At 61.9% G+C, this 17863-nt stretch carries 16 protein-coding genes and 1 tRNA gene; 6 read left to right on the top strand and 11 right to left on the bottom strand.

The genetic code is table 11. From position 1 onward, the window contains the following. Nucleotides 1-100: 100 nt before the first annotated feature. The 4 genes from sufD to KIT02_RS03190 all read right to left on the bottom strand — a co-directional run bounded on the left by sufD (nt 101) and on the right by KIT02_RS03190 (nt 5023). Nucleotides 101-1309, bottom strand: a complete 1209-nt coding sequence (gene sufD / locus KIT02_RS03205) for a Fe-S cluster assembly protein SufD (RefSeq protein WP_297582144.1) — start codon at nt 1307-1309, stop codon at nt 101-103. Between the two features lie 3 nt (nt 1310-1312). Beyond that, complete coding sequence (gene sufC / locus KIT02_RS03200) at nt 1313-2074, bottom strand: Fe-S cluster assembly ATPase SufC (RefSeq protein ID WP_297582142.1); 762 nt, start codon at nt 2072-2074, stop codon at nt 1313-1315. Between the two features lie 207 nt (nt 2075-2281). Further along, nucleotides 2282-3811 (bottom strand): Fe-S cluster assembly protein SufB, encoded by a 1530-nt coding sequence (sufB, locus tag KIT02_RS03195; protein ID WP_297582140.1) that lies wholly within the window; start codon nt 3809-3811, stop codon nt 2282-2284. A gap of 66 nt (nt 3812-3877) precedes the next feature. Further along, entirely contained in the window at nt 3878-5023 is a 1146-nt protein-coding gene (locus tag KIT02_RS03190) for an aminotransferase class V-fold PLP-dependent enzyme (protein WP_297582138.1), read from the bottom strand. Nucleotides 5024-5308: 285 nt separating this feature from the next. Here KIT02_RS03190 and KIT02_RS03185 point away from each other — a divergent pair, with 285 nt between their 5' ends. Both KIT02_RS03185 and tyrS read left to right on the top strand, forming a co-directional pair. Further along, entirely contained in the window at nt 5309-5971 is a 663-nt protein-coding gene (locus tag KIT02_RS03185) for an alpha/beta hydrolase (RefSeq protein WP_297582137.1), read from the top strand. Between the two features lie 149 nt (nt 5972-6120). Beyond that, on the top strand, nt 6121-7362 hold the full coding sequence (tyrS, locus tag KIT02_RS03180) for a tyrosine--tRNA ligase (protein ID WP_297582135.1): 1242 nt from the start codon (nt 6121-6123) through the stop codon (nt 7360-7362). A 58-nt stretch (nt 7363-7420) separates the two neighbouring features. Here the strand turns inward: tyrS and KIT02_RS03175 are convergent, their stop codons facing one another. Beyond that, nucleotides 7421-10834 carry an AsmA-like C-terminal domain-containing protein gene (locus KIT02_RS03175; RefSeq protein WP_297582133.1) on the bottom strand — a complete coding sequence of 1138 codons (3414 nt, stop codon included), beginning with the start codon at nt 10832-10834 and terminating at the stop codon, nt 7421-7423. Nucleotides 10835-11029: 195 nt separating this feature from the next. On the opposite strand from KIT02_RS03175, the gene KIT02_RS03170 reads away from it, so the two are divergent. Continuing rightward, entirely contained in the window at nt 11030-11509 is a 480-nt protein-coding gene (locus KIT02_RS03170; protein ID WP_297582130.1) for a peroxiredoxin, read from the top strand. 71 nt (nt 11510-11580) lie between these two features. Beyond that, nucleotides 11581-12711, top strand: coding sequence for a M23 family metallopeptidase (locus KIT02_RS03165; RefSeq protein ID WP_297582127.1), 1131 nt, complete (start codon nt 11581-11583; stop codon nt 12709-12711). Nucleotides 12712-12854: 143 nt separating this feature from the next. Here KIT02_RS03165 and prfB read toward each other — a convergent pair. Both prfB and KIT02_RS03155 read right to left on the bottom strand, forming a co-directional pair. Next, nucleotides 12855-13980 (bottom strand): peptide chain release factor 2 gene (gene prfB / locus KIT02_RS03160; RefSeq protein ID WP_297582123.1). Its coding sequence is split into 2 segments (ribosomal slippage): nt 12855-13910 and nt 13912-13980, totalling 1125 coding nucleotides; the frame shifts between segments, so codons are not numbered across the junction. Nucleotides 13981-14046: 66 nt separating this feature from the next. Then, nucleotides 14047-14550: a peptide deformylase gene (locus KIT02_RS03155; protein ID WP_297582121.1), complete on the bottom strand. Its 504-nt coding sequence runs from the start codon at nt 14548-14550 to the stop codon at nt 14047-14049. 67 nt (nt 14551-14617) lie between these two features. Here KIT02_RS03155 and KIT02_RS03150 point away from each other — a divergent pair. Both KIT02_RS03150 and KIT02_RS03145 read left to right on the top strand, forming a co-directional pair. After that, nucleotides 14618-14694, top strand: a tRNA-Arg gene (locus tag KIT02_RS03150). 226 nt (nt 14695-14920) lie between these two features. Next, nucleotides 14921-15973, top strand: a complete 1053-nt coding sequence (locus KIT02_RS03145) for a hypothetical protein (RefSeq protein WP_297582118.1) — start codon at nt 14921-14923, stop codon at nt 15971-15973. A gap of 11 nt (nt 15974-15984) precedes the next feature. On the opposite strand, the gene KIT02_RS03140 is transcribed toward KIT02_RS03145, so the two are convergent. The 4 genes from KIT02_RS03140 to KIT02_RS03125 all read right to left on the bottom strand — a co-directional run bounded on the left by KIT02_RS03140 (nt 15985) and on the right by KIT02_RS03125 (nt 17692). Beyond that, complete coding sequence (locus KIT02_RS03140; protein ID WP_297582116.1) at nt 15985-16260, bottom strand: hypothetical protein; 276 nt, start codon at nt 16258-16260, stop codon at nt 15985-15987. Nucleotides 16261-16757: 497 nt separating this feature from the next. Beyond that, a complete protein-coding gene (locus KIT02_RS03135) occupies nt 16758-16997 on the bottom strand; it encodes a hypothetical protein (RefSeq protein ID WP_297582113.1) in 240 nt (79 codons plus the stop codon). A gap of 9 nt (nt 16998-17006) precedes the next feature. Beyond that, entirely contained in the window at nt 17007-17438 is a 432-nt protein-coding gene (locus KIT02_RS03130; protein WP_297582111.1) for a thermonuclease family protein, read from the bottom strand. Further along, a complete protein-coding gene (locus KIT02_RS03125) occupies nt 17435-17692 on the bottom strand; it encodes a hypothetical protein (RefSeq protein WP_297582108.1) in 258 nt (85 codons plus the stop codon). Before KIT02_RS03125 ends, KIT02_RS03130 begins: the two co-directional genes overlap by 4 nt. Between the last annotated feature and the right edge of the window lie 171 nt (nt 17693-17863).

The following is a 17863-nucleotide window of genomic DNA, read 5'->3' as shown; positions in this document are numbered from 1 at the left end:
GAATGACCCGGTGTTTGTGGCTCGGCTCCATCCTCCGGCGAGGAGATTCCCGCTTTCGCGGGAATGACACCGTGATTGGATGCCGGCGAAAAGTGGCCCTCTATGCCCCCAGCAACCAGCTGTCGACCACGGTCTGCAGGGCTTCGTTCAGCGCTTCGTCCTCGACTTCGTCGAGGAGTTCGGCGATGAAGCCGCGCACCATCATGGTTTCGGCCTCTGGCTTGGGAACGCCGCGGCTGAGCAGGTAGAAAAGGCTGTCCTCGTCGAGCTTGCCGCAGGTCGAGCCGTGCCCGCAGACCACGTCGTCGGCGTAGATTTCCAGTTCCGGCTTGGACAGGATTTCGGCTTCGTCCGACAGCATCAGGCCCTGATGCATGAACTTCGCGTCGGTCTTCTGGGCGTCGCGGGCAACAATCAGCTTGCCCTGGACAACGGATTTCGAGCGGCCGCGGGCGATGGACTTGAACAGCGGCTGCGACGATGTGTTGGGCACCGCATGGGTGGTTTCCATCGTGATATCAGCGTGTTGGCCTTCGGCAACCAGGTTGAGGCCGGTGAGGTCTGCATGGGCGCCGGCGCCTTCGAGGCGCGGGAACACATTGGTCCGGGCAAGGCCGGCACCGGCGTGAATGACCAGCGTCCGCAGCTTTGCGCCGTCGGCAAGGTGGTATTCGTTGGTGGCGAAATGGCTGACAGCGCGGGTGCTGAGATCGACGGTGATGTGCGTGACGACCGCATTCTTGCCGAGCGCCATATAGGTGGCGTGATTGCCGACATGGGCGGCGTCGGAACCGGAAAACGTCTCGACAATGGTGGTGCTGGCGCCATCGGCGACGAAAATCTTGAGCGCGTCGGCAACATGGGCCGCCTCGCCCTCGATCCGCCGTTCGACCTGAACCACCGGGTCAACACTGCTTTCGAGTGTCAGCGTCAGGGCCTTTTGCGCTAGCGCATTGCTAACATTTACGATGACATCATCGCGCGTGGACAGCACACCGCCACCCGCTTCGCCGACAATGACGCCGGCCGGGGCCGTGGACGCATTCTGGATGACGCCATTGGCGATCATCAACGTGAAGGCTCCGGGGACGCGCAGGGCCGGCGCGCTGGCTTCATTGGCTGGCTGACCGAGGGCGGGAATGGTCCGCAGCAGGGTCTTGAGATCGGTATAGTGATAGCTCTCGACGCGACGGGTCGGCAGACCCGCGACGGCGATGCGCTCGGCGGCCTGTTCGGCACCGGCGGCCTTGAGCTGGCTGATCAGGGTTTCCTCGGCCGGACCGAGGCGGACTGGAAAGTTCGCGCGCATGGATCAGGCCGCCTCGCCACCGTAATTGGCATAGCCCTCGGCTTCGAGCTTGAGCGCAAGCTCCTTGCCGCCGCTCTCGACGATGCGGCCATCGCTGAACACATGCACAACATCGGGAATGATGTGGTTCAACAGGCGCTGATAGTGGGTGATGACCAGCATGGAACGCTGGCCGTCGCGCAGGGCGTTGACGCCCTTGGAGACGGTCTGCAGGGCGTCGATATCGAGGCCGGAATCAGTTTCGTCGAGCACGGCCAGAGAGGGCTTGAGCAGCGCCATCTGCATGATCTCGGCGCGCTTCTTCTCGCCGCCGGAAAAACCGACATTGAGCGGACGCTTGAGCATTTCGCTATCGACGTTGAGCTGGGCGCCGGCCTCCTTGACCAGGCGCATGAATTCGGGAGTTTTCAGCTCCTCTTCGCCGCGCGCCTTGCGCTGGGCATTCATGGCCGCCTTGAGGAAGGTCATGGTGGCGACGCCGGGAATTTCGATCGGGTACTGGAAGGCCAGGAACAGACCGGCGGCGGCGCGCTCGTCGGGCTCCATCTCGAGGATGTTTTCGCCGTTGAGCAGGATCTCGCCCTCGGTGACCTCGTAGTCTTCCTTGCCGGCGAGCACATAGCTCAGGGTCGACTTGCCCGAACCATTGCGGCCCATGATGGCATGGACTTCGCCGGGCGGGATGATGAGGTTCACACCCTTGAGGATTTCGCGGTCCTCGATGCGGGCGTGCAGGTTGCGGATTTCAAGAACGGGCGTGGTCATTTTCGGTCTCCATGGCGCCTATCAGTCGCCGGTGATTTTTTGAGGCTCCCTTACCGCCTTGGGGCGACCTCTCCCCGGAAGGGAGAGCTGGGAGGCCTGATTCAGTGGACCTCATCCTGAGCTTGCCGAAGGACGAGGTCATGGCACTACTTGCGTTCCCGACCTCGTGGTTCGACAGGCTCACCATGAGGTCTCAGGAGGAGTGAACTACCCCACGCTGCCTTCGAGGCTGATCGAGATCAGCTTCTGGGTTTCGACCATGAATTCCATCGGCAGGTGCTGCAGCACGTCGCGGACGAAGCCGTTGACGATCAGCGCCACCGCTTCCTCCTCGTTGAGGCCGCGCTGCAGGCAATAGAACATCTGGTCGTCGGAAATTTTTGACGTGGTGGCCTCGTGCTCGAAGACGGCGGTGCCGTTGCGGCTTTCGATATAGGGCACCGTGTGCGCGCCGCACTTGTCGCCAATGAGCAGGCTGTCGCACTGGGTGAAGTTGCGGGCGTTCTTGGCCTTGGCGTGGGCCGAAACCTGTCCGCGATAGGTGTTGTCCGAGAAGCCGGCAGCAATGCCCTTGGAGATGATGCGGCTGGACGTGTTCTTGCCCAGGTGCAGCATCTTGGTACCGCTGTCGACCTGCTGATAGCCATTGGAAATGGCGATCGAGTAGAATTCGCCACGCGAGCCGTCGCCGCGCAGGATGCAGCTCGGATATTTCCAGGTGATGGCGGAGCCGGTTTCGACCTGGGTCCAAGAAATGTGCGAATTGACGCCACGGCAATCGCCACGCTTGGTGACGAAATTATAGATGCCGCCCTTGCCGTCCTTGTCGCCCGGATACCAGTTCTGCACGGTGGAGTACTTGATTTCGGCATTGTCGAGGGCGACCAGTTCCACCACGGCGGCGTGGAGCTGGTTTTCGTCGCGCATGGGGGCCGTGCAGCCTTCGAGGTAGGACACGTAGCTGTCGTCATCGGCGATGATCAGCGTGCGCTCGAACTGGCCCGTCTTCTTCTCGTTGATGCGGAAGTAGGTGCTGAGCTCCATCGGGCAGCGGACGCCCTTGGGGATGTAAACGAAGGACCCGTCGGTGAAGACAGCGGAATTGAGCGTGGCGTAGTAGTTGTCGGAAACCGGGACCACAGAGCCGAGATACTTCTTCACCAGTTCAGGATGTTCACGAACCGCTTCCGAAATCGAGCAGAAGATGATGCCGTGCTTGGCCAATTCCTCGCGGAAGGTGGTGACGACGGACACGGAGTCGAACACGGCATCCACGGCAACATTGGCGCCAAAGGGCGTGCCGACGGATTCGGCAGCGCCTTCGACGCCGGCCAGGATCGCTTGCTCCTTCAGCGGAATGCCGAGCTTCTCATAGGTCCGGAGCAGTTCGGGATCGACCTCGTCGAGGCTTTTGGGGCCGGTGACGGATTTGGGCGCAGCATAGTAGCTGATCGCCTGAAAATCGATCTTGGGATAGTGCACCTTGGCCCAGTTGGGCTCTTCAAGGGTCTGCCAGCGGCGGAAGGCGTCGAGACGCCATTCCAGCATCCATTCCGGCTCCTGCTTTTTGGCGGAGATGAAGCGGACGGTGTCTTCGTTGAGGCCGGGCGGCAGCACATCGGATTCAATGTCGCTTTCGAAGCCGTACTTGTACTTGTCGACGTCGAGCGCCAAAACCTGCTCGACGGTCTCCCGGTCGATCTCTTCCTTGAGCGTCGGGATGTCGTAATCCGCCATAAGGCTTCTCCTTTATGTCCCTCGGCGGTTCAAGGCCGCCGCGAACCGATAGACGTGGTGTGGCGGCTAGGCCGCCCTGCCCCCGCGCCGATGACGCGCGACGAGCGTTGCAAAACCGGCGAGGAAGGCGCGAACGTCTTCCGCCGTGGAATTCCAGCCCAGGCTGACGCGCAGGGCGCAATCGGCCAGGGATTTTTCGACGCCCATTGCGGTCAGCACATGGCTGGTGCCGACCTTTCCGGACGAACAGGCCGAGCCGGACGACACCGACAGGCCCATGAGATCGAGCGCCATCATGGCGCCGGCATTGCCCAGACCCGGCACGGCGAAATCGACGACATTGCCGACACGCTCGGCACCCGCGCCGAAGATCACGACATCGGGCGCGATGCCCGCAAGGCCGGTCTCGACCTGGGCGGTCAACTGCCGCAGATCAGGGCCTTCACCCGTCGTGACCGCGGCAGCCGCGCCGAAGGCGGCGATCAGGGCTGCGGCCTCGGTGCCGCCGCGACGTCCCTGTTCCTGGCCGCCACCCGGAATCAGGCGGACGGTATCGGCGTGCGCCTTGACCAGCAGCGCGCCAATGCCGGCGGGGGCGCCGATCTTGTGGCCGCTGACAGCCAGCATATCGGGTGCCGAAGCGGCGAAATCCAGATCGATACGGCCGAAGGCCTGGACGGCATCGACAAACAGCGTGTGGCGCGTGGGGCCGACCAAAGCGTTGATGCGCCCCATCGGCTGGACCACGCCGGTCTCGTTATTGACCCAGTGGACTGCCACCAAGAGGTTGATGCCGTCCCCATCGGCCCGCGCCAGAAGGCCGGCCAATTGATCAAGATCAATGCGGCCGGCGGAATCCAGTGGAATGATCCAGACTGGAAGGCCGGTGGCTTCTGCAGCCTTGGCGACAGCCGCATGTTCTCCGGCGCTGATGGCAATGGCTCCGGCGGCAAAGACCTTTGCGCCGCCGACCACGGCCTGGGTGATGGCTTCGGTGGCAGAGCCAGTGAAGACGACCTGCCGCGGCTCGGCACCGGCACGGGCCGCCACCTGGCGGCGGCCGGTTTCAACCAGGTCGCGCAGCGCACGGCCATGGGCATGAACCGAGGACGGGTTGCCGGTGAGCGAGAGCGCGGCCACGAGCGCTTCCCGCGCTTCGGGACGAAGCGGGGTGGCTGCATTGTGATCGAGATAGACCGACGGTCTCGTCATCTCATTCCCCGGGCCCTCATGTGCCCGTCATCGCTCTCATGCCCGGCGCGGGAGGCTGACGCCCCCGTGAAAACCAGACTCTTCTTGAAATTTCGCGCCCAACTTCATTACAAGGGGCGCTCCAACTGGCCATTTGATGGCCAAAACCCGTTTTGAACAATTCTAAACTGGTTTTTCGGACCCATGTTTTAGGAAGCCCCCGGCGCTTAGTCAAGCCGCGCGGTCCGGTTTCCAGTGGTCAGAAAAGCCGCAGCCAAAAGCCGAACAGGCCGGAAAACAGAACATATGCCAGAAGTGATTTTCAACGGTCCGGAAGGGCGCCTGGAAGGCCGCTACCAGCCGGGCAAGGAACCCAATGCACCGGTGGCCATCGTCCTGCATCCGCATCCGCAGTTCGGCGGGACGATGAATAACCAGATCGTCTATAATCTCTTCTATATGTTCGCCGAGCGCGGCTTCTCGGTCCTGCGCTTCAACTCGCGCGGCGTCGGCCGCAGCCAGGGCGTGTTCGACCACGGTATCGGCGAATTGTCCGATGCCGCAGCGGCGCTCGACTGGCTGCAGATCATCAACCGCGAATCCCGCGGTTGCTGGATTGCCGGTTTCTCCTTCGGCGCCTGGATCGGCATGCAGCTGCTGATGCGCCGCCCGGAAGTGGAAGGCTTCATCTCGGTGTCGCCGCCGGAAAACCTCTACGATTTCTCGTTCCTGGCGCCCTGCCCGTCTTCGGGCCTGATCATCCATGGCGACAAGGACCGGGTGGCGCCGCCCAGCTCGGTTCAGAAGCTGGTGGACAAGCTCAAGACCCAGAAGGGCATTACCATCGACCAGCAGATCGTGGAGGGTGCGAACCACTTCTACGAGGGCAAGGTCGATGAATTGACCACCCGGTGTGCCGAATATCTCGACCGTCGCCGTCAGGAGATCGCGGACGGCGGCGGGCGTTGATCTAGAGCGCACTCATTGCGGTCACACCCACTGGATTGTCATCCCCGCTAAAGCGGGGACCTCAGTTTTATATCGCCGGCCTTTCAACAGAGGTTCCCGCTTTCGCGGGAATGACACTGTGGGAGGGGCGACACCTGGATCGCACCAAAATGACCAAGTACAAATCCGATTTCCTCCGCGTGCTCGATGAGCGCGGATTCATCCACCAGATTTCCGACCCCGAGGGGCTCGACCAGCTTGCAGCGACGTCGCGGATTACCGGCTATGTCGGCTATGACGCGACGGCGACCTCGATCCATATCGGCAATCTGATCACCGTCACCATGCTGTACTGGCTGCAGGAAACCGGGCACCAGGCCATCAGCCTGATGGGCGGCGGCACCTCGATGGTCGGCGATCCGTCGTTTCGCGACGATCAGCGCAAACTGCTGACGGTCGAGCAGATCGCGAGCAATATCGAGAGCATCAAGCGCGTTTACGGCAATATCCTCAACTACGGCGGCTCCAATCCGGCCCTCATGGTCAACAATGCCGACTGGCTGCTGAAGCTCAACTACGTTGAATTCCTGCGCGATGTGGGCCGGCATTTTTCGGTCAACCGGATGCTGAGCTTCGACTCGGTGAAGCTGCGGCTCGATCGCGAGCAGTCGCTGAGCTTTCTCGAATTCAACTACATGATCATGCAGGGTTATGACTTCACCGAGCTGAACCGGCGGCACGGCACGGTGCTGCAGATGGGCGGCTCGGACCAGTGGGGCAATATCATCAATGGCGTCGACCTCAGCCATCGCATGGGCGGGCCGCAGCTTTATGCGCTGACGACCCCGCTATTGACCAAGTCGAGCGGTGAGAAGATGGGCAAATCGGCGTCGGGCGCCGTCTGGCTGAATGGCGATCTCTTCAGCCCCTATGATTTCTGGCAGTATTTCCGGAATACCGAAGACGCGGATGTGGTGAAGTTCCTCAAGATCTTCACGCGCCTGCCCATCTCGGAAATCGAGAAGATCGGCGCCGACGATATCAACGAGGCCAAGAAGGTGCTGGCCACCGAGGTCACGGCCATTGTGCATGGCCGGGATGCGGCGATCCAGTCGGCAGCCACGGCGGCGGCGACGTTTGAATCGGGCGCCATCGATCTGTCCCTGCCGACGTCGGAAGTTACCCATGCCGAACTCAATGCCGGCATCGGCGTGCTCAATGCGCTGGTGAAGGCCGGGCTCGCCGCGTCCAATGGTGAAGCCCGCCGCCATGTGCAGTCTGGCGCGGTGCGGATCAACGATGCGGTGATCGAGGACGACCGGCTGAACCTTGGGGACAATGCCCTGCTGCCGGAGGGGGTCATCAAGCTCTCGGTCGGCAAGAAGCGCCATGCGCTGATCAAGCCGGTCTGAACCGAGCCGCCAAACCACAGAAAATCTTAAGGCGTCGCATGGTGTGCGGCGCCTTTTTCTATTCGGCAGGCGGCAGTTCGCGGGAGCGGAATTCGAACAGTTCGCGGAAGGCGCCGGGCACCAGGATCGACAGCGGATTGATGCGGAACTGCGGGTTTTCGAGCGGGCCCTGCACGGCGAAGGTCACGCCCACCAGCCCCTCGCCATCGCGCCCGCCCAGGAGCGGCCCGAGCAGGGGAATCTGCTGGAAAGCGTTGTTGAGCCCGAACAGGGGCACATAGGTTCCGGCAAGGTCGTATTGCCGCGCGTCGGTATAGATGAAGCCGCGCAGGGTGCCGCCGACCGTGCTGCCGGCGAGATTGGCATTGGTGACTTCGACCCGGTCGCTGCGGCGGATGAAATCCACCTGTCCGGCCTCAAAATCGAGGCGGTTGCTGGCCGCAATCGCGGCGCGGGAATCGGAGTGATTGCCCAGAACCTGGGTGACGGTGTCTTCGTCCACGATGGCGAAATTGCGCATGACCAGCTGGCCGGCTTCCGCATTGGCGTTTCGGTCCGTGGTCATCACCAGGCTGCCGCTGCCCCCGGCAAGCTGCGAGTAAATTCCCATCCACCGCAGAATGGTGCCCGCATCGTTGAAAGCCATGCTGAGCGTGCGGCCATTGGGGGCCGGATTGGTGGTGATCGAAATGCCGTTGCCTTCGTCGAACTGGGTGGTCAGCGTCACCCGGCTGAGCTGGCCGCTGCGCATCCGCAGGTCCATGTCGACATTGAAGGCGGTGGTGGCGTAGTAGCCAATGGCCCGGTCGAGATCGACCGTCAGGGCTATGGACTGGTTGAACTGGGTTGTCTGGACGCCGCCACTGCCCTGGCCAAGGCTGAAGAAGCGGCTGAGCATGGGCTTCAGATCCAGTTGCCGACCGGATATGACCACCGAAAAGCCCCCATCCGTGGGCCGCACGCGCACCGAAGCATTGTCGTTGGCGCTGAGCGCGAACGTATCGAAATCGGCGGCGACGAGCCCATCGCTGGTGCTGTAGTCGAGCGTGCCCTCAAGTTTGACCGTGCCGAAGGCGAGCACGATGTCTTCAAGCCTGGTGCGATCACCGTCGGGGCGGATGATCGCAGTCAGAGAGCCCTGCGCATTGGCGGGCTTGGTGATCCCCAGATCAGCGATGTTGAGACCGGCACCGGCCAGGTCGACGGCCATCTGCAGGCCCCCATCGGCCATAGGCTGGGCAACGAAGCGAACCTGCCCGGAGAGGAACTGGGAGGCGTCGAAACCCATGGCGGCGAGGTCGGCCACCTTGACTGTGGAGCCGATGCGGAAGACCGGATCGGTTTCGGGCGTACCCTGCAGCGATACCTCCGCCGTCATCCCGTCGATATCGGCGGTGCCGCCCAGCTGGTAACCCTCCTGGGAAGCAGAAAAGGCGAACTGGCCATCGCCGATGCGCCGCCCCTCAAACGTATCCGAGCTGGCGAAGTCGCTCACCGTGCCGTTGACGACATAGTCGAGCTTCATCGGCGTGCCCTGCTCCTCGTCGGCAAGGGCGATGGTGGAGACCAGTCCCAGTTCGACCTGGCCGGAGAGGCTGGCGAGGTCGATGGGCAGTTCCACGCCGGCAAGCGCGTCCGGCTGGAGGTCCGACACCAGCGACAGGAGCGCTGGAATGGGCGCCGACAGGTCACCGGAAATTTCGACAATGCTCTCGGTTGGCACCGAGCTGTCCATGATCAGAGCCGGATTCTTGACCGTGATGGTGCCGGCTTCGGTTTCGATCGAACCGCCGCCGCCGGCGATGGAAAATTCGGTATTGTCGAAATGCAGCCGCGTGTCGCCCTCGATGCTGATCGGCTCCATACCCTCCATCGGGCGGATTGCCAGGCCCTCGGCGACAACGTTGATGAGCATGCTGTCTGGCGGCAACGGCTTTTCCTCGCCATCCAGCGACAGGGTGCCGACGGGGAATTTATAGACCATGCGGGCGGTCTTGACCCGCCCCTCGGGCACGTTGGCGACAAACCAGTCCCGACTTTCCTCGGCCATCACATAGGGCCAGAGGCGCTTGAAATCGTCAGCGGTGATGCCCTGCCCGGCCACGGTCATGTCCACGCCCAGGCCCGATTGCAGCAGATCGAGCCTGCCCCTGGTTTCCACCACGGCGCCGGGTTTGCTGGCCACAAAGCGATCTATCCCGAGCGCGCCATAGAGCGGCGCCGACCAGCCGGAAAATTCCACGCTGTCGAATGGCGTCTCCGCCGGCGGCAGATCATTGGGCTGCAGATAGACATCCCTGGCCTTCATGGACATGCCGATCACCGGCCCGAAGGCGGGATCGAGGCCCAGGGCAAAGACACCGGACACGCGCGCCCGGCTGTTGCCGATCTGGAGGGCACCCTCGGCCATGGTGAACCGGCCGGTCGAGGGCTCCCAGGAAATGTCCAGAATGGAACTGGCGACCGGGAAATAATCCTTGGCCAGGCGCAGATCGACCCCGGTCAGGTCGGCCTTGAACTCGCCACCCAGAACCTTGCTGGTCTCGGCGTCGAAGGTGACGTCGATCGAGATGGCCCCCGCGCCCCGCATCGCCCCCATGCTGGTTTCGTCATCGATGAAGGGGAGAAAGGCGGAAAAGTCGAGATTGGTCACATCGGCCTGGAGGCGCTTGACGCCATCATCGTCGATGGTGCGCTCGACGGTCCCGACGACCTTCTTTCCCCCGATCAGGGCCGAAAATTCGCCAGCCGTGGCCTTGCCGTCGAGCGTAGGGCCGATCTCGAGCGAGACCTGCTCGAACTGGCGGAACATGCCATAGACCGAATCCGACATTTCGATATGGCCGTCACGCACAACCAGACGCGAAAACCGCCCCTGGGCGGTCTGCTCGACCAGGTCGGCCAATCCGGCCTCACCGGCTTCGAGATTGTAGATCAGCCAATCATTGTCCGAGCGCATTGCCTGGGCCGGCGGCTGGTCGTATTCGATGCCGGACCCGGAAATATCAACGCGGGGATAGGCCTCGGTCCCCTCGATCACGCGCACGACCGAGCCGCCATCGCCATCTTCGACCAGTTCCAGCCTGGCCAGGCGCGGACCATAGAGATCCTGCACCATCTGGATGTGGGGCCGGACGACCGTGACGGTCGTGCCCGGCTGGCCGAACATGGCCCGGGACGGCGAGAAGCCGATTTCGAGGGCCTCCATGGCGACCCGCCCGCCGGTCTTGTTATCGGTCAGTACAACCGGCGAAAACTGGATGACCGGCCACACGCCGCGCTCGAGCGCGAGGGCCATGTCACCCATTTCAATGGTTGAAGTTTCGGGGATAAAAGACTGCACCAGATGGCGAATTGCGCCGCCGGTGAAGGGCAGCCTAATCGGCGTGATCAGCAGGATCGCGTAGAGCAGGATGAGCAGCGCGCAGGGGACGCCAACGATCCACACGGCGCGTTTGGCTGCCCGGCGCATCGGTGGCCGAGGCGACGGTGATGTGCTCTGATCTGAGGAAACAGTTTGATCGTTCACGTGTCGCCAGGCCAGAAGCGGTCCTGCCAGTGGCCCGCCAAACAGAATCATCCGCCAATCGCGGAGCTTTGCAAGATGATACCGGCTGGAATGTGACGCAAACACCCTCTATTGAGGGCCAATCGGACGGATACACAGATGACGCATCTCAAGCCGGGCGACCCTGCCCCCAATTTCTCTCTGCCGCGCGACGATGGAAGCCAGTTTGAGCTTGCCGCCGCTGCTGGAAAACCTGTGGTCATCTATTTTTATCCCGAAGACGATTCAGGGGGCTGCGTCGACGAGAACCAGGAGTTTTCGGCTCTATCGCCCGAATTTGCTGCGCTCGGCGCGACGCTGGTGGGCGTTTCTCCCGACGACCTGGAAAGCCACCGGAAATTCCGGGCCAAGTACGGGCTCGCAGTGCCGCTCGCCGCCGACCCTGAGCGCATTGCAATCGAGGCCTTTGGCCTGTGGCAGATGAAGAAGCTCTATGGACGCGAATTCATGGGGCTGGTCCGCACCAGTTTCATCATCGATGCCGAAGGCCGGGTGGCGCGCATTATCAGGGCCACGCGCATCAAGGGTCATGCCGCCAAGATGCTTGAAGCCTTGAAGGATGTCGTCGCAGGGAAATGACCTTCGGCGTTTCTTAACCAAGCCGGGTGATACTTCGCTAACCATAGTGCATGGGTGTGCGGAGTAGTGGCGTGCGTCAATCTGCGAGCATCGGCGTCGAGCCCAAGGGCAAGAACGACAGCAATCGTCGCGGAATTCATCCCGGCTTGTTCTACGGCATGTTTGCCCTGCTGCTGGGGGGCAATGCCCTGGCGGTCACCGGCTTTCTGATGGCGCCGGATATCGCGCGGCTCATGGGCGGCCACAATGAAATGGTCATCGCCGCCTATGAGGACAGGCTGGCGCAGATGCGGGTCGAGATCGACCGCCTGCACTCGCGAAACTACGCCCAGGCCGGCGACATCAACCTGCAATTGCAGGAGCTTTCCCAGCAGCAGGAAGTGCTGCTTGAGCAGCATCAGCTTGTGCGCGTCCTGGTCGAAAAGGCAGACCAGCTCGGCATTTCCGCCTCGGTAGCGGGAACCGCCGGAATCCCTGTTTCTCACGCGGCAATCAGCAATTCCGATATCGGCGCCACCTCCGACGCGCTGGTGCAGATGATGGACGAAACCCAGCGCGCCATGACCGGCATTGCCGAAACCGCAGAACTGCGCACGGACGGGATCGTCTCCGAGCTGTCACGGCTCGGCGTCAGCGTCGAGGTGCCACGCACCATGCTGGCCGGCATGGGCGGCCCCTTCATGGCGGCAGCGGATGGCGGCGACATTTCTCCGGTGATGGAAGACGCCAATGCGGTGATGGATGCGCTGGTGCGCTACAAGGCCGCGCGCGACAGCCTGAACCTGGTTCCTGTCCACATGCCGATCAGCGGCAGCTTTCGCCAAAGCTCCGGCTTCGGGAACCGGACCGATCCGTTTACCGGCGGCCGTGCCTTTCACTCGGGCCTCGACTTCGCGGCCGCCACGGGCACCGCGGTCTATAGCGCCGCGGACGGGGTGGTCACCTTTGTCGGCAACCGTTCGGGCTATGGCAAGGTGGTCGAGGTCAAGCACGGCAACGGACTGATGACCCGCTATGCACATCTGAGCGCGCAACTGGCCTATGAAGGCCAGAAGGTCAGCACCGGCACACCGATCGCCAAAGTGGGATCGACTGGCCGCTCCACCGGCCCGCATCTGCATTTCGAGGTTCGGCGCGGCGACAGCCCGCTCGACCCCAAGACGTTTCTCGAAGCGGGAAAAAGGCTGACTGCCATGCTGTAACGCAAAGGGCCCGGAGGACGGGCCCCTATTGCCTGGCACCACAGTCAGGATCACCCCCACCCAGCTCTGCTACTGCCCTTTGGGCCTAGCGGCGCTACCTCCCCCATCAAGGGGGAGGTGAAGAGGCTGCCGGACGAACCTGCCTAGTCTTCGGCGGTGACATCGGTTGCCACGCCGACGCGCTGGGCCAGGGCGGCTTCCATGAACTGATCCAGATCACCGTCCAAAACCACCGAAGGCTGACCGCTTTCGACGCCGGTGCGCAGGTCCTTGACCATCTGGTAGGGCTGCAGGACGTAGGAACGGATCTGGTGGCCCCAGCCGATATCGGTCTTGTTGGCCGCCTGGGCGTTGGCCGCCTCTTCGCGCTTCTGCAATTCGGCCTCATAGAGGCGCGATTTCAGCATGGCCATGGCGGTGGCGCGGTTCTTGTGCTGGCTGCGTTCCTGCTGGCAGGCCACGATGATGCCGGACGGCACGTGGGTGATGCGGATGGCCGAGTCGGTCGTGTTGACGTGCTGACCGCCGGCGCCCGAGGCCCGATAGGTGTCGACCTTGAGATCGGCTTCGCGGATTTCGATGTCGATACTGTCGTCGATCACCGGATAGACCCAGCAGCTCGAGAAGCTGGTGTGCCGGCGGGCAGCCGAATCGTATGGCGAAATGCGCACCAGCCGATGCACGCCGCTTTCGGTCTTGAGCCAGCCATAGGCATTGTGGCCGGTGACCTGGATGGTGGCGGACTTGATGCCGGCTTCTTCGCCGTCATGCATTTCCAGCACCTGGACCTTCATTTTACGGCGTTCGGCCCAGCGGGTGTACATGCGCAGCAGCATGTTGGCCCAATCCTGGCTCTCGGTGCCACCGGCGCCGGAGTGGATTTCGACATAGCAGTCATTGCTGTCCACTTCGCCGGACAGCAGCGTTTCAATCTGGGTCCGGCGGGCGGTCTGCTTGAGCTCGATGAGCGACGCCTCGGCCTCGCGCACAATCTCCTCGTCGCCCTCGGCATCGCCGAGTTCGATGAGTTCCACATTGTCGCGAATACCGGATTCGAGCTCGTTGACGGTTTTCACCGCCACATCGAGTTCGTCGCGCTCGCGCATGGTGACGCGGGCCTTTTCCGGATCGCTCCAGAATTCGGGGGATTCAGTTTGCGCGTTCAGCGCGTCGAGACGGAGTTGAGCTGTATCCCAGTCAAAGATGCCTCCTCAGCAGGGTCAGAACCTGCTCGATTTCGGCAACGGTCTTTTCGATTTCCGCGCGCATTGTCGTTCCTTGTTTTGTCGACGCCCCGTTTAACGGAGCGGCAATCCCGGATCAACCGCCCTGCCCTCATTTGGCGCCCGAACCCAGCTTGCGGAACCTGCGGATCGCGGTATCGCGCTTGAGGCGGGAGAGACGATCAAGGAAGAAGAGGCCGTTCATCTGGTCGATTTCATGTTGGGCGACGCGCGCCGCAAATCCGGACAGGCGTAAGACCTGGCGGGTGCCGTCCGCGTCGTCGAATGCGATTTCTGCCTCGGCATGGCGCACGATGGTCACCTCGATGCCGGGCATGGAGACCGACCCTTCTGTCCCTGGAGCAGTTGCGCCGCCCAGGTCCACGATTTCGGGATTGTAGAGGAGCCGGTAGTCACGGCTTTGCGGTTCGGACAGGCTGACGAGAACGACCGGCTCGACCAGGCCGATATGGGCCGCGGCCAGGCCATAGACCTGATGTTGCCGGCCCATGGCGAGGAGTTTGCCGCCGACGGCGCGGAGGTCCGGATCGAGCGGACGCGGGCTTGCCCGCTGGGTCAGAACCGGATCAGGAAATGTGACAAACGAATCGGCCATTGCATGTCCCATGCGCGTGGAGCCCTGCTTGCAACTTGCCCTTGCGGCTGGTACTCGGGCAATGGCTGGTCTCGTAGCTCAGCAGGATAGAGCACAGGATTCCTAATCCTGAGGTCGTGAGTTCGAATCTCACCGGGGCCACCATCTAAACCCTTGCCAGCATTGAAGTCATCCCTTTCGTCGATTGGGACGACTTGGCATTGGGACGACATTGGGACGACTGCGCCAAAATATGGATTCGTGTCGCCAGAGCCGTTTACCACCACAAATCGCCGGAAAGTTCACTACTAACTTCCCGCCTGAGTGGTGAAGTTCGTTGTTGAGAAGCCTTTGTCCGACCAGAATACCGGCAGGATTCGGGGGGATTGGCATGAAGCTGGTGCGTGAAGCGCGAACACTAAAGACGAAAGCCATCTGCTCGATGCGGGCCGGGATGTCTGCCTTCAACAGTTTCGATGACGATGGTCGGGTCACCGCAATTCTGCTTCACCTGCAGCATTCGTGCGAAATGCTCCTCAAGGCAGTCTTGGTTCAAAACAAGGCCAAGGTGTTCGACAAAAACACCGGCAAGTCGCTCGGCTTCGAGAAATGCCTGAGACTGTGCACGTCCGATCACGGCCTAACGGCAGACGAGGCCGGCGTTATGCGTGCAATCGACAGCCTTCGCGATGCCGCACAGCATTGGTATGTCTTCGTTGCCGAAGACATACTCTATTTGCACACGCGGGCGCTGATCACGGCTTTCGATGGGTATCTCAAACGCGCGCTCGATGATGATCTGGTAACCCACATTCCTCTCCGCGTGTTGCCGATCTCGACGCACCCGCCCGGGGATTTCGAGTTCTTGGTGGACCGCGAATATTCGTTGGTGACCGAACTGCTTCAGCCAGGTCGACGTGCTCGAGACGAAGCCAGAGCGCGGATCCGTTCAATGCTGGCGATGGAAGCCATCATCGTGGACGAAGTGGAGATCTCCGAGCGGGACATCGATCGGATCGAAAAGGCGGTGAAAGCCGGCAAGGAGTTCGCCGAGGTATTCCCTCGACTCGCGACTGTGGGGACCAGCACTGAAGGCGAAGGCATCAACATGACGGTGCACTTCAGCAAGAAAGAAGGTGCACCCGTTAGATATATCGGCGGTGACGATCCCGGTGAAGCGGCTGCCGTACGAGAGTTGGACTTGCAGAAGAAGTTCCATTCGAGAGCGAGCGAGTTAGCCCATAAGCTCGGTATCACCATGCCAAAATCGAAGCTGCTGCGAGCGCACTTGGGGATTGATGACGACGCTTCATGTCGTCATGTCTTCGAATTTGGCGCCCAGAAGATCCCATGTTTTTCGGACAACGCGGTGAGGAAAATGAAGGAGTGGCTCGCCGCTGAGGAGAACGACATCGAAGAACTCTGGAACAATCGCCCTCGCTGACTTCAGCGCCCTCACTCCATGTCCGGCACGTCGCCGACACTGAACAGCACCTCCGGCTCCCCAAACTCGCCTTCATCCGGCCTCGCTGGCCTCTTCCACGCGATGACGCCAGCATAAGACCTCGACATCAGCTTCGCCCGGGCGACAGCGGCGTGCTCGCTCGGCATCTGCTGGGCCTCGAGTGCGGGTCGCAGCTCGCCCTCGTCGTCCCGCTCAAACGCCGCCAAGACGATCAACGTCGTCGGTTTCACGACCGGCGGCTGGTCCGTACTCCGCTGCAGCTTCATCGTGATCGCTCCCGCGCTTGTCATGTCCGATCGCTCGAAAGTAGAACATAAAGAGAACATAACGCAATCAGGATTCGATGAGCAACAGCCCGCCTTCCAGCATGTTTTACCGCCCTCGGCTCGGCCAAGCCGCGGACAAGGGGCTGCTGCTGGTGGCGCGGTGCAATCTTTGCCGGCGCGTCGGGCATATCTCGCGACCGATCTGCTTCAGATCTACCACCCCGACACTTACCTCGACGACCTGTTTGGGGGACGCTGCCCGCGATGCGACCGTAGCGACTTCTGGCGTGTCCGGCAGCGATATCCATCGAACAGCGATGTCGGGATGCTGGTGGTGCGGCGTTTGGCAGGGGCGAGGACTACACACCTCTGGCGCGACGAGCTCTACAGCGCAGTGGAAACGCCGGCGATTGACACCAAAGACGAATCCTCATAGCGTCGCAATTATCGGACTTGAAAGTCCGTCCTGAACCCGCCGCGAGGCGGGTTTTGTCGTTCTAGGAGACCGTATGGCCGACCTTGCCGCTTGGCTTGGTGTGCTCATCGGCGTCCTCACACTCATCATACAGATCAAGCAGCCCACCCGAACTCGTCGCCGGATGCGTCGGGTCGTGACGCGCTGGAAGGGTCTCGGGATTGAGTGGAGCCGCCGGTACGATGACACCGACGACCAAGCTTAGCCCCTCGCCTTCATCGACTATCTCATCGGATGGCATGAAGAGCGATGGATGACTCACGTCTGTACCTCAGCACCAGAACAACGGCCCGTCCGGCCAGTGTCGCGCCAAGCCTTCTTCGATCAGGATGTCGCCGACGTCGCGACCCTCGATGCGGACCGTCCCCTCCCACCGATTCCCGGTCGTATCGACGCCGTACTGCTCAACCGAGAACGGCATCGCGTTGATCAGCTCAAGCAGTCGCGCGCTGGCTTTGGCCGCTAGTTCGACTTCGAGAGCCGTTTGCCCCTGCGGGCATTTCGAGTTGTGCGCGGTCGGCTCGGGAGTGTCGAAATCCTTCAGCCGAAGGTTCGATCCATAGAACCAGATCGTATCTCCATCGACGACGCAGTGCTTTTCGGGACCGTTGCGCTCCCCGGGATGGCACAATCTCATGGGCTCTTGTGCGGCAACCGACGCAGCCATAAGCGAGGTCAGCGTCGCTGTGGTCAGCAGTCTCATCGTTTCTCCAAGTCGTCCAGGAATTCGTCGATCGACGTCAGCGTGACATCGCCATCACCAACCGGCTGCGGCTGCTCATGCCCCGGAGCACCGAGCTCGGCGAGCAGCGCCCGGCACGTGCTCTCGCCCTCATCGGCGCATTCGTCGTCGCGGCGGCTCGCTGGGATCGACTGGAAGTACGACAGCTTCTTCTCCAGCCGCCGAATTTGATCCAGACGCTCTCGCTCGGCTTTTCCCGCATTCGGAACCCGCATCGCCGCCCCCCTGCCCGATGGGACGATAGCGGGCAACGGGTGCTGGCGCCAGTGCAGCAGGATGACTTAGCAAAAACCTTGGCAGGCCTTTGGACGACTTAACGGGTCCATCTGTCGCTTTCGATGACTTATAGTGCGCGTATGAGCGAGAATTCCCGCGAAACCGACCTT

This window comes from Devosia sp., from assembly GCF_025809055.1.
GTDB lineage: Bacteria > Pseudomonadota > Alphaproteobacteria > Rhizobiales > Devosiaceae > Devosia.
Note: the sequence above shows the minus strand (reverse complement) of the source record. Positions and strands in the feature narration are given on the sequence as shown.